Below are 14,030 nucleotides of genomic sequence, written 5' to 3'. Positions count from 1 at the left end.
CGGTGATTCAAGAAATCGATGGTTCCTCGAAGCGTTACCGCGTCTGCGGGAGTGCGCGACGCTTCTGGCGCTGTTCGAGCCAGGTGGTGAACGCCGACTGGGTGCAAACGTCCAAGGGTTCATAGGTGCCCGGCGCAACACGCCGAAACAGCATGGGGCCGGTCCGAACGGTGCTTCGGCCGAGAGACACCTGGCAGCTATTCCCGGTCATTCCGCACCGGCCACCTATGTTCATCACCGGACTGGTGCGGATGCGAATTGGTCCCGAGACGCGGCCCTTCGTGATGCTGATAACGCGCGCGGGGCGGCTCTGCTCGATCTTATGCCCGGGCCTGAACCATGGTCGTGCTCGTCCGTCCGACCCGCACCAGAAACTGCGCGGTGCCGTCACCGGCGCCCGCCCTATCTCCAACTCACCAACAAGATCGGCTTTGGTGAACGCCGCGCGTCCCGCTGCCTCGATATTGTCGGGCAGGATGCAGGAGCACGCCATGGCGGGCGTGGACGCGCTCAACGCCGCACCGGCCAGAGCCGTGCCGATCGCTCGCGATAGCGACACCATCATCATACCGGGAGGCTACGCCCGCACGGCTGAACGGAGCATGGCCTGAGTGCGCCTATGGAATCGCTGTCGGATCGGCGATGCGCCCGAAAAACAGCACCGCGCCGCTCTTTCGGTCTCGCAGGGTGGCAAGGAAAGGACGATCGACCACCATCTCCGGCACCTGAGGCTCTATCCGCGCACTGGTCACGACGATCTTGACTGCGGTTGCCGCCGCCGCCTCGGTGCCCTCCTCATCGACGCGCAGGAAGGTCGCGTGCGCCACGTCATCGATCGCGAGGCGCGCACCGCTGGCGAGCCCCGACAGGTCCGCACGCTGCTGGTCGAAGGCGCTTGGCATGCCCGCTGCGATCAGCGCTGCCTTCACGCTCTCATCGAACCTCGCTTCGAAGCGGGGCAGAACGATCCGCATCTCGCGAGCCTGCTCCGCGGACAGGTCGAAACGATCATTGCCGCCCTGCTCGCCGGCGAAGAAATCGACACCCTTCAGCTCACGCTCCCAGCGGCGCAGGGTTGCCGCGTCACGTGGCAGGAAAATCTCCATCACGAAACGACCGTTGCGACCATAAGGCAGCGCGATCGCTTGCCCTTCCCGGGTCTCGCGGTAGTCGAACCGGCCAATCCGCTTCATCATCGTGATCGGGATGCGCGTGCCGTCGCCACGCGTGAAGGACCGCGTTTCCGTCTCCTCGAACGGCACCTGCCACTTCGCCTTGAAGTAAAGCGCGTTGGTCAGCACAGCGGCGGTGTCATCCCCGAAGCCGCTCGGAGAGACGATCTCCGAAATCCTGCCCTTCGTCTCGCGCGAAACCCAGCCATTGATCCGCTCGGCCGCTCCGGTGGGATCACCAGCATAATCGACGGTTTCCGGAGCCGCTCCGAAGCCGGCATGCGCCTCGGCGACATACTCGTCCCGGACCGGCAATCCCTTCGCCAGCCACAGCGCGTTCGCGATGCCGAGCGCGGTATCGGCATCGCCGGTGTCGTTAAGCTGGGCATTGTAGGATTTGATGAGCGCAGGGACGTTGCGGGACGAATCCCAACCAAGCACGCGGCCAATCTCCTCGCGCGTGGCGCCCCGCGCGCCAAGGTAGGCGAGCCCCAGGCCCTGCGACAAGCTGACCGGGGAGATGAACAGATTGGCGTTTGCATCGGCCTTCGCTGCCAGGTGCGGGTAGACCTTGACGGTCATTAACGCCGCGCCATAGGTCAGGTCATGCGGCAAAGCCTCGGCGTCGGGCCGGGACAGGCTTGTAGGAAGCGAGCCGGGACTCGGTGCCGGGTCGCGCGTCGCACAGCCACCAAGCGCGAGGATGGCAAGAAGCGGGTATGACAAGGCTGTTTTAGGCATGGCTCTCCCTAAAGGCTTGGCTGCTGATCGTAGAAATCGACCTGCATCCGCATGGCTCCGAGCGGTTCCACGAAATGCGGCTGTTCGGGCAAGATCAGCCCTGGCCGGTCAGGTGTAAGGACCACCTCCGAGGCCGGGTCGAGATAGGTGAGCTTCAATCTCCCTTCGATGACCCGGATCACGCCCCACACACCGGCCTTGGTGCGATGTTCGGAGCGCAGGGCAGCGGGCAATGTCGCCTCATCGAATATGGGCGTCGAGCGGTAGGGAATCACCATTATCTCTTCACTCCCACCTGGATCGTGCATCGCACCGGCTGATCCGCCTTCCTTGCCGCTTGCCGGCATCCTTCGATCTTTTCACGATTGTCGCGCAGCAACCTGTCGGCCGCGACGATCGCCTCCCAGCTCGCCGGTGACGCGCTCGCCATCAAATGCTGCCCGGCATCCCACGGTGTCGCCTCGGCAAGAGCCCGCGTCGCCATGCGTTCGGGCCATTGCCAGCTCGCCGGCGCGATCTCGCGCGCGACCATACCGGGAAGGAAGGACCAGAGGAGGATGCCGATAAGCAACCCGCTCAACCCGAACCATAGTTGACGGTCCTTCTGATCCCGCGCCGTCAGCGCCGATTGAACGACGGTGCGCAGCTCGCGCCCCTGCTGCTTCATCTCGTCGGTGGCGGTCGCGAGGGCGGCATGGTCGGCGCTGCGAAGGTCGGCCGCCGCTCGATTGATCTGCGCCGAAACCTGTGCAGGCGTCATCGCCAGCGCCGGCGACTTCACGATGGCCGTCGTAACCTGGTCCAGGCGTCCGTTGATGCCGTCCAGCCCCTGGACGACATACCCCAGCGTCTCGGAATAGTCGGGCACGTCGATGCTGGCGCGCTCGGCCGCCAGTCCCTCGATGGCGCGGCGCATCAATGCCAGCTCGCCGCGCTGCTGCTCGACCGCGGCGCGCACCTGCTCGAATGCTTCCGCCGCCGCGTCGCCGCCTTCCTCCCATTCCTCGTCCGCCATTGTCTCTCCTTATCGGCTCAACCCTCGATCGCGGCCGATTTCCAGCGAACGGGTCAATTCCTGGCTGATCGGACGATCCCGGCGCATCTCCAGCCCCAGTTCGGGCGCGCGCCGCCGCAGCACGGATTCGAGCTGCGGATCGCGATGCAGTCCTCCCGCCAAGCCATCCATCTTCTTGGCCGTGCGCTCCGCGCCGGCACGATCGCCGCTGCGCGCGAGCTCGGCCCGCTCGCGCGCCATACCTTGCCAGCGCTCCACGAAGCGGTCGGCACGCAGTTCGGGATTGGAACGGACCTGGGCTTCCTCGGCCATTGCCCGCGCCGCCCCGCCGGCTTTGCCTTCGGCCGCGTCGCGCACCAGTGCGGGGTTGCGTTCGAACGCGGAAGCCAAATCCCGAGCCGCCTGGGGGCGCAACCGATCGAGCGCGTCCCCGGCCTTCGCCAGCGCCTCTTTCTGGTGCGGGAGCACAGGCAAGCCCTTCTCGCGCATCCGGTCCATATCGGCCTGGACGCGCGCATAGCGTTCGATCGCCTTGGCCTGATTGGGCGCGGGCGATCCCCGCTCGGAGCCGGTGTTGATCGGCCCCCCTTTGCCGTCGCGCACCGGCTCGGGCGACGTCGGTTTCGGGCGGAAGCCGGCGAACATGCCCTTGGCCTTCGCCTGCACCTTGGCGACCATCTCCCGCGCGAGTTCCGGGAACCGGATCTCGCGCCGCTCGGCGAACGCACGCACCCGGTCCTGCTCGGCCGTAGCGCCCTCACGCCCATAGTCGCCGGCCATGTCCTTTGCGCGGTCACGCGACAGGACACGGGCGAGCTGACGCTGATCGGCAAAATCATCACGCCCATAGTGGAGCTGCGCCCCGTCACGGTGCCGCGACATGCCGACATAGGCCGAATGACGGTCCATCCCCGGCGTCGCCAGCACATGCGCCTGATCCACCGTCACGCCCTGCGACTTATGGATGGTCGCGGCATAGCCATGATCGACATGGGCATAGTCCTTGAGGTCGAACGCGATCCTCCGGCCATCGTCGAGCTGCACCGCCATGCTGTCGGGCGAAACGCGCTCGACCTTTCCCAGCGTGCCGTTCTTCACGCCAAGGCCGCGCTCGTTTTTCAGGAACATGATGCGGTCGCCGCTGGCGAAGTCGCGTGGCCCCCGCTCGGCCGACACGCGCACGTCCGCCCCCAGCTCGCTGGCGTCGCGCAGACGTTCGCGCGCGGCCTGGTTCAAATCGCGCACCTCAGCATTGGTGTGGGTGAGGATGATCCGCGTCTTGTCCGGATCGGCAAGCCGCTGCGCGTCCCAGCGGCCCACCAGCTCGCCCCGCGCAGCTTCGCGCGTGTCGGCCGCGTGGACCATGCCGTGCTGCTCATAGGCATGGATCGCCTCGCCGGTGCGGCCCGTCGCCAGCGCCTTCGTGGCGTCGCGCTGCCAGTCCTCATGCTGCCGGCGAACGTCGCTGATTTCGGCCGCGCCGTGGCGCTCGGCCAGCGCGCGGAACGCCGCGCCGGCCTCGATCGCCTGCAACTGCTCGGCGTCGCCGACAAGAACGACCTTAGCCCCTGCCCGCTCGGCCTCTGACAGCACGCGCTCCATCTGGCGCGTGCCGATCATGCCGGCCTCGTCGATCACCAGCACGTCACGCGGACCTAGCAGCTCGCGCCCCTGGCCCCACTGATATTCCATGCTGGCGATCGTGCGCGACTGGATGCCGGAGCCGCCTTCCAAGCCCTCGGCCGCGATCCCCGACAGGGCCGCGCCGCGCACCTGATAGCCGGCGCGCTCCCATTCGTCGCGCGCAACGCCCAACATGGTCGATTTGCCGGTGCCGGCGTAGCCGACCACAATTGAAAGATCGCCCTTGCCGGTGATATGTGCCAGCGCGGCCTGCTGTTCTGCCCCGAGTGTCAGGCCCCCACTTCCGGCGGCGGCGTCACGATTCCACGCTGCCGCCGGGAGACCATGCCCCTCCCGTCCAGCAAGCCGATCGCCGGCGCGTTCCAACCGCTGCTCGGTGTCGATCATATCGCGCGAGGTAAAGCGGTCCTCGCCGCGTCCGTCCTTGCCCAGCGCCACCAGCTCGGGGCTGGTCCGCACCGCGCTCATCACCTGGTCGAACTGGTCCTTGCCGTCGCTGTGCCGGAACGCGAACTGCGCCAGGTCGCGCCGCGTGAACGTCGCCTGTTGCCGCGTGATACCGTCGAGCGCGATTTCCGGATTGGCGATGATCTTCTCGCCATTCTCGCGCGCGATCCGCGCATGATCCTCGACCCGCTCCGCCTCAAGGCCCTGTTCGGGCATACGCGATGCCGCTGGCCCGATCTTGTGCTGCGGCTCCAGGTCGATCCCCTGTGCCTCCAAGGTGCGATGATCTATGCGGGCATCAATATCCAGCTCGGCAAGCCGCTCGTTGACATGGTTCGCCCATGCCTCGCGCCACCTCTCCAACAGCTCGGTTCGGTTCCACTCGCGGACCTTCTTCCCGAACCCTTCCCCGTCCACCTCGCGCATCGACAGCATGACATGCGCGTGGGGCTTGGGCATCCCATCCTTGCCCATGTCCCAATGGACATTGAGGTCCGCGACCATGCCGCGTTCGACAAACTGCTTTTCGACAAATTCGCGGGCGAGCGCGACGCCCTGCACCTGATTCATTTCGCGCGGAATCGAGAACTCTACCTCGCGGGCAAGCTGCGCGTCCTTCCTGACCTCCCCCGCCTCGACCTCGTTCCACAAGGTCGTGCGGTCGTTTAAACGCTCCGGCGCACCTTCGGGCAACAGGATTTCCGAATGAACGACGCCGGCCTTGTTCGAGAAATCATGGTCGCGCCCGAGCCGGTCGTCGTGCAGCCGTTCCGCCGCACGATAGGCAGCCGACGCAACGGCGCTCGATCCGTTGGCGCGACTGATGACCTTGGCCGAGAAATGGTAGATCGCCATGACAGCCGCTATACTGCCCTTCTTAGCGCACGTCGGCAACGACGTATAAGCGCGCACTCACCACTCTCTGCCGTTCGCGTGATTGACTTGGCCGCATTTCATGATGGAACCGCTGTCCTGCCAGCGCGATCGTGCTACTGTGCGGCTCCTGTTCGACGGGCGCGAGGGAGAGAGTGATGCGAAAAACGCGCGACTATGACGCCGAATTGCGGGCACTGAGCGACAAGGCCAAGTCTATCAAGGCCAAGAAGATCGAGCAACTTGGGTTACTGGTGACGGCAACCGGGGCCGATGCGCTCGATCTCGACACACTCGCCGGCGCGCTGCTCGCTGCCGTGGAATCGGCCGACGCTGGCGAAAAGGAGGCGTTGCGCTCGCGGGGCGCGGCCTTCTTTCAGGGACGCGGGCGCAAGGCTGGGCGACGCTCTGGCGGCAACGGCGAAAGCGGAAACCAGACTGGCGCAGGCGAGGCACAGGGTTGAAGCCGCCAAGCGCCGCACCGATACGAGAGGATGGGTCGTGCAGCGCCGCGAACGCACCCGCCATCTCATAGAGCTGGGCGGCCTCGTCCAGAAGGCCGGCCTCGTCGAATTGGCCGACGACGATCGCGCAACGCTCTACGGCGCGATGCTCGATCTTGCCGCCCGCGCGCGTGATGATGGCAACGCGCTCGCGCTCTGGAAGCGGCGCGGCAAACGTGCGTTCGACGCGGAAGCGGAAGGACAGGACAGCAAGGAACAGACCGCCCATGACTGACGACACCTCGCGCCTTTCCTGGCAGCTCCTGATGGTCGGCCCCGGCATCGACCACATCACCCCCGATATTCAGGACAAGCTCGCAACCCTGCTCGATCTGCTGCCCGCCACGGCGATCATCAACGTCCAGACCGACGCCGGCTATGTCACCGTCTCACGCGACTGGCCCAGCCATCGCATGGAAACCGTCGATAGCCTGGTGGACGCCATCGCCGCCGCTCAGGGCATCACCGCTATCGACCTGCCCGAAGCGCGCTGACCATGCGCGCCGGCCTCGATCATCTTCCCGCCGCCAAGCGCCGCGAGCTGGAACGGGTCGCCCGCGTCCTGTTCGATGAATTTGAGGATGCCGTCAAAACCAAGCTCTCCGACAAGCGCAAGGGCGGCCGCATCCTCAAGCTGATCCTGTTCGGCTCCTACGCGCGCGGCGATTGGGTCGAGGATCGCGCCAGCGGCTATATCTCCGACTATGATCTGCTCGTCATCGTCAACTCCGAGACCTTCACCGATCTGCAACATGGTGGGCTGTCGCCGACGATCATCTGGTGCGCGAGCTGACCGTCACCCGCCAGCTCGCCACGCCCGTCAATTTCATCGTCCATTCGCTGATGGACGTGAACGACCAGCTCGCGCGCGGCCGTCCCTTCTTCGCCGACATAGCCCGCGATGGGATCGCCCTCTACGAAGCGCCGGGACAGCGCCTCGCCGTGCCGCGCCAGCTCGACGCGCAGGAACGCCACGCCGAAGCCAGGGCGCATTATGACAAGTGGCTCCCCGATGCCGCATACTGCCTGACGCTCGCCGAATATGCGATCCGCGACGGCGAGACCAACCATGCCGCGTTCATGCTCCACCAGGCCGTCGAGCGCGCCTATCATGGCCTGCTGCTCGTCCTGACGCTCTACGCGCCCAAATCGCACCGCATCGGCATCCTGCGCTCGCTTGCCGAAAATCTCGATCCCCGGCTGATCGAAGCCTGGCCGCGCGATACCCGCGCCGCCCGCCGCCATTTTGCGCAGCTCCAGCGCGCCTATGTCGAGGCGCGCTATTCCCATGCCTATGAAATCACCCCCGACGAACTGGCCTGGCTCGTTGACCGCGTGAAGCATCTCCACACGATCGCCGCCGCGATCTGCGCCGAACATCTCGAAAACGACAGCGGGAGGGAATCCTGATGATGGAATGGTTCCGCCAGCTCGGCCGCGCGATCCGCAACCTCGCGCGGCTCGCGCGCGAACAGCCGATATGGGCGATCACGGCCCTCGTCACCAGCCCGGTCGCCCTCATCCGCCACCTGTTCGGCGTCCTGGTCCTGTTCCTCATCACCGGCCTGGTGCTGGGGCTTGGGGTGCCGCTCATTCTTGGCAGGCTGCTCGGCCTGGCCCACGATTCCCATATCTATCAGACCGTCATGATGCTGACGGCGATCGTCGTCATCCTCGTCGCGCTGCGCGCCCTCTTTCAACCGCTGATCCTGCGCTACGGCGGCCCTGCCGGCGATGCCACGCACGGCTCGGCCCGCTTCGCCACCGATCGGGAAACTCGCCCCCTCGCCCAAAATGGCGACGGCCTGCTGATCGGCCGCGACCGCAAGAACGGCAGGCTGCTGCGCTATGCCGGCCCCTCGCATCTGCTGACGATCGCGCCGACGCGCACCGGCAAGGGCGTGGGGACCATCATTCCCAACCTGCTCGACTATCCCGGCCCGGTCGTCTGCATCGACCCCAAGGGCGAGAATGCCCGCATCACCGCCCGCCATCGGGCAAAGTTCGGCCCGGTCCATGTCCTCGATCCGTTCGGGGTGACGGGCCTTCCCGGCGCTGCCTTCAATCCGCTCGATCGCATCGACCCTGCCGGCCTCGATCTCGCCGACGACTGCATGACGCTGGCCGACGCGCTGGTCTATGACGCTCCCGGCGAAGCCGGCGAGGCGCATTGGAACGAGGAAGCCAAGGCGCTGATCGCCGGCATCCTCCTGTGGGTGGCGTGCGACCCGGAATCGCGAGGCCAGGACCGCACGCTGGAAGCGGTGCGCGACTGCCTCACCTTCGCGCCCGATAATTTCCAAAGGATGCTGCGGGAAATGTCGCGCAGCACGCAGGCGCGCGGCCTGATCGCCCGCGCCGCGAACCGCCACCTGGGCAAGTCCGATCGCGAGGCCGCCGGCGTGCTGTCGGCCGCGCAGCGCCATACCCATTTCCTCGATTCGCCGCGCATGTCGGCCGTGCTGGGGCGCTCGGATTTCACCTTCGCCGATGTGAAGGCGCACGCCACCACCGTCTATCTGGTGTTGCCGCCCGATCGGCTCGCCACCTATGCCCGCTGGCTGCGCCTGATGCTCGCGCAAGGGCTGACCGATCTGGCGCGCGCGCCGTCCTCCCCTGCCCGCTCCGTCCTGTTCCTGCTCGATGAGTTCGCCGCCCTCGGCCGCCTCGAACCCGTCGAGCGCGCGATGGGCCTGATGGCCGGCTATGGCATCCAGCTCTGGCCGATCCTGCAAGATGTTCACCAGCTCCGCGCGCTCTACGAGCGCCGCGCCGGCACCTTCCTGTCCAACGCCGGCGTGCTGCAAGTGTTCGGCGTCAACGATCACGACAGCGCCAGGCTCGTCTCCGATCTGCTCGGCCAGGAGACAGTCGTGTTCGAGACGATGAGCCGCGCGATCGACGCGGAGGAAACCGGCATATCGTTCGGATCGCAGCATGTAGCGCGGCCGTTGCTGACGCCGGATGAAGTCCGCACGCTGCGCGAGGATTTGCAGCTCCTGTTCCTTGCGGGGCAACGGCCGATCGTCGCCGCCAAGCTGCGCTACTACGCCGATCGCGAGTTCGCCGGGAAGTTCGACAAGGCGTGAACGGACACTATCGACGAAGTGAAAAAGGCCGTTTGCTGTATAGTGTCAGAACTGCCGCCAAGGGCGGAAGGATAGAATATGGACCAACGCGTCATTGATCTTTGGGACCGGCTCATGGCCTATGGAGAGAGCGGTTCCGCACCTCTTCCGGCGATCCGCGACGAAGTGTTGGAGCTGCACGAAGCGATCACCGATGAGGAAAGCCGGCTCGGCCTCATGCGGATATTCAATCTCGTCTGCGATCTTGTGGCGGTGCATCTCCAAGAGACGAACGGCGATCTTGAAGCCTTCGCCCAGCACCGGCAGGGCCAGATATGGATGTTCCTGCGCGCGGAATGTCTTGTCGATGGCGCGTTGGACCGGAGCCGGCTGCGATATGTGACATGGCGCGAAGTCCAGGCCGGCCGCATGACCGAGGATGATCCGCTGCGCCGCTACGCATTGGGCGATGACTCCGCCTTTGATGAGCTGATGGCCGCGCCGACGCCACCGAAGCGGACGCGCCACTAGGCGCGAATGTATAGGCGTATACAAATATACATGTTCGCCGTCTGTTCGCCCTTGGCGTTGTTTAGCGGACTTTCCGCGCCCTGCCCTGCCGGCTCTTGGCGTAGGATTCCGCCCTCTCCCGCAGCAATGTTCGGGGCCAAATCCGTGAAATCGTTGCCTGGCGCACAAACCTTGAGGCTCGCCGTTTCGATCCCCGACCTCGCGAGGATCTAGCTTTCCAGAAATCGGCCGCATGGGAAGCCCGTAGAGCGCCATTGCCGCTTGGACCCTCCCCGGCCTGCCAAACGTCCAGAATGAAGCCCAGCGGCCCGGAAATCGCCCCTGCTGCGACGTTTCCGCCTCCCCTGCCCTCTCGGCTCGATCACCGCCCTATCCGCCTGGCTTTCCTGGAAAGCCAATTGCGACGGTGCCGCTGGCGCTGTGGTGTCGATAGAAGCGGGGCGTTTAAACGATCCTCAATCTAGCAAAAAGCGTGCCGGCGAAGCCGGCTCATCATGGGGATGCCGGGTGGGAGGATCGCAAAGCGATCCGGGGCGGCCGAAGGCCGCGAGCCGGCGGGGGCGAAGCCCCCAAGAGGCGGCGCTTTTCTTCCCTCTGACCGGTGCCGGTAGCGCGGCGCGAGTGGATCATGCTGCCTCTGTCCCGAAAATCAGGACAAGTTGTTCGATCTGGCGGGACGCTGGTGGGTGAAACCACGATGATCCGGCGTCGAGTGGGCGCTGCGGTTAAAGTTATCCACAGGTCGGCCTAGTGTTAATATATGGGTTAAAGAGTCGTGTTACGGGATTTTGGCGGTTTCATAAGCAACTGAAAATATTAGAATAATCGGGCGTTTTTTTGCCCTCGGCGTCAACGGAACCCCGAATCTGGTGACTCCAGAACCCCGAATCTGCGTCAACGAAACCCCGAATCGCGATCACCCGTCAATGAAACCCCGAACTTTTCCGTTGCGTCAATGAAACCCCGAATCTACGGTGCGCGTCAATGAAACCCCGAATCGAGCCTGACCGTCAACGAAACCCCGAACTCCCGCTTGCCGTCAATGAAACCCCGAACGGCGCGGAGGGACGCCCTCCCCTGCTGCCTGTTCGCTACCCCGATCCCGATCTGTTCATTTGCGATGTTCTCGACGCCATCCCCAAGGATGACATGGCCTCGATGGAGCATCCGATTTTCTCGCTCGCGACCAAGCCCGATCGGCGCGTGTTCCGCTATGAGCATAACGGCAACAAGCTCGAAATCGTCCCCAGCGTCAAAGGGCTGGCGACGATCCACGACAAGGATATTCTGATCTACTGCATCTCCCAGCTCATCGGGAAGATGAACCAGGGGGAGCGACCGAGCCGCACCTTGCACCTCACTGCTCGCGATCTACTGGTGTGGACCAACCGGCAAACCGATGGCGACGGCTATGACCGGCTGCGGAGCGCGTTCGAGCGGCTGTCGGGGACGCGGATCACCACGAATATCAAGGCCGATGGCGAGGAAATCACCGAAGGTTTCGGCCTCATCAATGAATGGCGGATCGTGCGGCAAACCCGCTCCGGCCAAATGTCGGAAATCAAGGTCACGCTATCCGACTGGCTGTTCAAGATGGTTGAGGGGCGCAGCGTCCTGACGCTCCATCGCGACTATTTCCGCCTCCGCAAGCCGCTCGAACGGCGTATCTACGAGCTGGCGCGCAAGCATTGCGGCGCGCAGGAAAAATGGTCGATCTCGGTCGAAACGCTACAGAAAAAGACCGGCGCGAGTAGCCATTTGCGCGTGTTCCGCTCGATGCTGCGCGATCTCGTCGCGCACGATCATCTGCCCGACTATGCCGTGGAAATGAACGGCGATACGGTCACGTTCCGCAATCGCGAGGCTCTGGATACGGTCGAGGCGATCGAGGCGGAACCCGAGCGGCCCTATATCGACCCCGAAGGCTTCCACGACGCCAAGAGCGTTGCGCCTGGCTATGACGTTTACGCGCTCTATGACCAATGGGTGTCATGGTGGATCGACAGCGGGCGGCCGGAACTGAAAAGCCCCCGCGCCGCCTTCATCGGCTTCTGTCGCAACAAGCACAAGACTGCCCCCTTGCGCTAGTATAGGTGTATAGATGTATAGGTGTATAATTGTATACATCTATACTAGCCGGCGATGCGCCCCCTTCCCTTCTTCACAAACAGGTCGTCCAGCGCCTCGCCCAGCAGGCTTTGAACGGTCGTCCCTTCCTCGGCCGCGATAATGCGAAGCTGCGTGCTGACCTCGGGAGGGAAATGCCCGCCAATCAGCTTGGTCCCCTGTCGGCCGCTCGGCGGGGCCTTGCGGGTCACGTCTACCGGCTCGATCGCCGACGCTGGGGCCGGGGCCGCGTCTCCGTCCGCCTTGGCGCGGTTCAGCACCGCTTGCAGACTGTTTCCGCCCTTCGCCATCACGCCACCTCCGCCTGATTGTATAGGCGTATATTTGTATACTCGTATAGTCGGCGGATTTCGTCGGCCGCTGGCCCATGCGGCTCGAACTCCTGCACGGCCCGGCCTGCGGCTTGGGCGCGGAAAAAGGCTTTGCGGTTGCCGATCGTCACCGGGCAAACCGTCGCGCCTAGCTCCGCCACGGCCTGAATCGCATCGCCAGTTTCCTGACCTTGCGGGGGCACGAAGGTAAGGACCACGGCAAAGGCGCGGTCGAGCTGGCGCACCACGTCGAGGGTGTGCGTCATGCTCATCGTGTCGAACACGGCCGTCTTAGTCGGGATCAGGATGAAATCAGCGTGACGCGCTGCCTCATAGGCCACGTCGCGCGCGACCGCCGCCCCGTCGATCACGACAAGATCGGTGCCGGCGTCCTCGCAGGCTTTGAGCATAGCGGGCAGGCGCACCGGCTGAATCGACGCCACGGCGGGCGTGTCGAGCTGGCGCACGTCCTTCCAGAACGAGGCCGTCGCCTGCGGGTCCAGGTCGATGATCGCGGCGACCTTGCCCGCCTGCTCGGCCGCGACTGCCAGACAGGTCGCGAGCGTCGTTTTCCCAACGCCGCCTTTCTGTGAGAGAATGGCGAGAACCTTCATGCTACACTCCTACACGTATAATCCTATACTTGTATACACAATAGACCGGGAGGGGAAGCCCTGTCGTTCCCGAAATGACGATAGGGAGGCGCTGAATCTGAAATGACGAAAGCGCGCCGCATCATTCCTCCGGTTCGGCGTCGTCATCGTCCAGCGGCTCATGCTCCATCTGGCCGTGATCCTCGATCGGGCAAAGCGGCGCTCCGGCCTGCTCAAGCCATTTGCGCGCGGTCCTCACGGTATAGCCGCACGTCGCGCACTCGCATTTGAGCATCCGGGTTTTCTGCTTCTTGGGCGCGGTCGACTCCCCGTCCGTGTCGAGACGGGCATGGGGGAGGGGGCCAACGCACTCCAGGATCGGCGCGATGGCCGCAAGGAACGCCTCGCCGGGGGTGGTGGCGCGCATCGGCCCGACCAGCCCCAGCCCAAGGGCGACCCGTTAAACGTCTTCCCATGCCCTGCCGGGATGCCGACAGCGGCATGGACCAGCTCATGCGCGAGGATGGCTGCGATCTGCGCCGGCATCGCGTCGGGCGCGTGCGCCAGGTCCGGGCGGATGAAGATTTCAAAATGCCCGTCCGCGCTCAACCGATTATCCCAGCACTCGCCAATCGCCTTGGCCTTCGCGCCTCTGCTGGTGAAGCCGATCGCCACGCGCACGCGGTCGGGCAGGGGGGCGTCCAGCACCTCGAACAGCGGGGCCATGCCCGCCGCCACCGCATTGAGCCAGCTTTCGCGGGTTTCGTGGGTCATCGTCCTTACTCCCTTCAAATCGCCTGTTCGGCGATGGCCATGCCATCGGCCGGAACACGGACGCCCAAGAACGCCGGCGAGAGAGGGGGGCAGCGGGATTCGATGGGGGTGGTGCGGCCGCAGCGCAGCGAGGCACGGCCCCGTCTAATCCCGTTGCGGGGGAGAGGCGGCCGGGACCGCCTTTCCCCCTTCAAACAGGATCGACGCCGGCGCACGCCGGCACCATGAAGC

The 14,030-nt window shown here is 65.0% G+C and carries 13 protein-coding genes and 2 pseudogenes; 7 read left to right on the top strand and 8 right to left on the bottom strand.

Annotated elements, in window-relative coordinates; all coding sequences use genetic code 11:
• Window positions 1-34: 34 nt before the first annotated feature.
• From D6851_RS16910 to traA, 5 genes are read right to left on the bottom strand one after another with little or no spacing between them, the layout of a single operon-like run.
• Entirely contained in the window at window positions 35-568 is a 534-nt protein-coding gene (locus tag D6851_RS16910) for a hypothetical protein (protein WP_017501673.1), read from the bottom strand.
• Window positions 569-617: 49 nt separating this feature from the next.
• Entirely contained in the window at window positions 618-1,913 is a 1,296-nt protein-coding gene (locus D6851_RS16905) for a serpin family protein (RefSeq protein WP_230190404.1), read from the bottom strand.
• Between the two features lie 8 nt (window positions 1,914-1,921).
• Window positions 1,922-2,191 carry a TehB family protein gene (locus D6851_RS16900; RefSeq protein ID WP_010339208.1) on the bottom strand — a complete coding sequence of 90 codons (270 nt, stop codon included), beginning with the start codon at window positions 2,189-2,191 and terminating at the stop codon, window positions 1,922-1,924.
• On the bottom strand, window positions 2,191-2,928 hold the full coding sequence (locus tag D6851_RS16895; RefSeq protein ID WP_017501675.1) for a DUF6118 family protein: 738 nt from the start codon (window positions 2,926-2,928) through the stop codon (window positions 2,191-2,193). Before D6851_RS16895 ends, D6851_RS16900 begins: the two co-directional genes overlap by 1 nt.
• Window positions 2,929-2,937: 9 nt before the next feature.
• A complete protein-coding gene (gene traA / locus D6851_RS16890) occupies window positions 2,938-5,874 on the bottom strand; it encodes a Ti-type conjugative transfer relaxase TraA (RefSeq protein ID WP_017501676.1) in 2,937 nt (978 codons plus the stop codon).
• Window positions 5,875-6,050: 176 nt separating this feature from the next.
• Here traA and D6851_RS16885 point away from each other — a divergent pair, with 176 nt between their 5' ends.
• The 7 genes and pseudogenes from D6851_RS16885 (at window position 6,051) to D6851_RS16850 (ending at window position 12,082) form a co-directional block, all read left to right on the top strand.
• Window positions 6,051-6,356 (top strand): conjugal transfer protein TraD, encoded by a 306-nt coding sequence (locus D6851_RS16885; RefSeq protein WP_017501677.1) that lies wholly within the window; start codon window positions 6,051-6,053, stop codon window positions 6,354-6,356.
• A 37-nt stretch (window positions 6,357-6,393) separates the two neighbouring features.
• Entirely contained in the window at window positions 6,394-6,630 is a 237-nt protein-coding gene (locus tag D6851_RS16880; RefSeq protein ID WP_017501678.1) for a conjugal transfer protein TraD, read from the top strand.
• Complete coding sequence (locus tag D6851_RS16875; RefSeq protein ID WP_026109288.1) at window positions 6,623-6,889, top strand: hypothetical protein; 267 nt, start codon at window positions 6,623-6,625, stop codon at window positions 6,887-6,889. Before D6851_RS16880 ends, D6851_RS16875 begins: the two co-directional genes overlap by 8 nt.
• 2 nt (window positions 6,890-6,891) lie before the next feature.
• A pseudogene (locus D6851_RS16870) lies at window positions 6,892-7,805 on the top strand (HEPN domain-containing protein).
• 2 nt (window positions 7,806-7,807) lie between these two features.
• Window positions 7,808-9,484, top strand: coding sequence for a type IV secretory system conjugative DNA transfer family protein (locus D6851_RS16865; RefSeq protein ID WP_026109289.1), 1,677 nt, complete (start codon window positions 7,808-7,810; stop codon window positions 9,482-9,484).
• A 78-nt stretch (window positions 9,485-9,562) separates the two neighbouring features.
• Window positions 9,563-9,994: a hypothetical protein gene (locus D6851_RS16860; RefSeq protein WP_017501681.1), complete on the top strand. Its 432-nt coding sequence runs from the start codon at window positions 9,563-9,565 to the stop codon at window positions 9,992-9,994.
• Between the two features lie 984 nt (window positions 9,995-10,978).
• Window positions 10,979-12,082 (top strand): replication initiator protein A, encoded by a 1,104-nt coding sequence (locus D6851_RS16850; protein WP_004213366.1) that lies wholly within the window; start codon window positions 10,979-10,981, stop codon window positions 12,080-12,082.
• Window positions 12,083-12,126: 44 nt separating this feature from the next.
• On the opposite strand, the gene D6851_RS16845 is transcribed toward D6851_RS16850, so the two are convergent.
• The 3 genes and pseudogenes from D6851_RS16845 to D6851_RS16835 all read right to left on the bottom strand — a co-directional run bounded on the left by D6851_RS16845 (window position 12,127) and on the right by D6851_RS16835 (window position 13,799).
• Entirely contained in the window at window positions 12,127-12,411 is a 285-nt protein-coding gene (locus D6851_RS16845; protein WP_017501683.1) for a ribbon-helix-helix domain-containing protein, read from the bottom strand.
• Window positions 12,411-13,046 carry a nucleotide-binding protein gene (locus tag D6851_RS16840; protein WP_017501684.1) on the bottom strand — a complete coding sequence of 212 codons (636 nt, stop codon included), beginning with the start codon at window positions 13,044-13,046 and terminating at the stop codon, window positions 12,411-12,413. Before D6851_RS16840 ends, D6851_RS16845 begins: the two co-directional genes overlap by 1 nt.
• Before the next feature lie 121 nt (window positions 13,047-13,167).
• Window positions 13,168-13,799, bottom strand: a pseudogene (locus tag D6851_RS16835) (transcription elongation protein SprT).
• Window positions 13,800-14,030: the final 231 nt, after the last annotated feature.

This window comes from Altericroceibacterium spongiae (assembly GCF_003610805.1).
Taxonomy (GTDB): domain Bacteria; phylum Pseudomonadota; class Alphaproteobacteria; order Sphingomonadales; family Sphingomonadaceae; genus Altericroceibacterium; species Altericroceibacterium spongiae.
The sequence above is the reverse complement of the archived record's forward strand: the minus strand, read 5'-3'. Positions and strand labels throughout refer to the sequence as shown.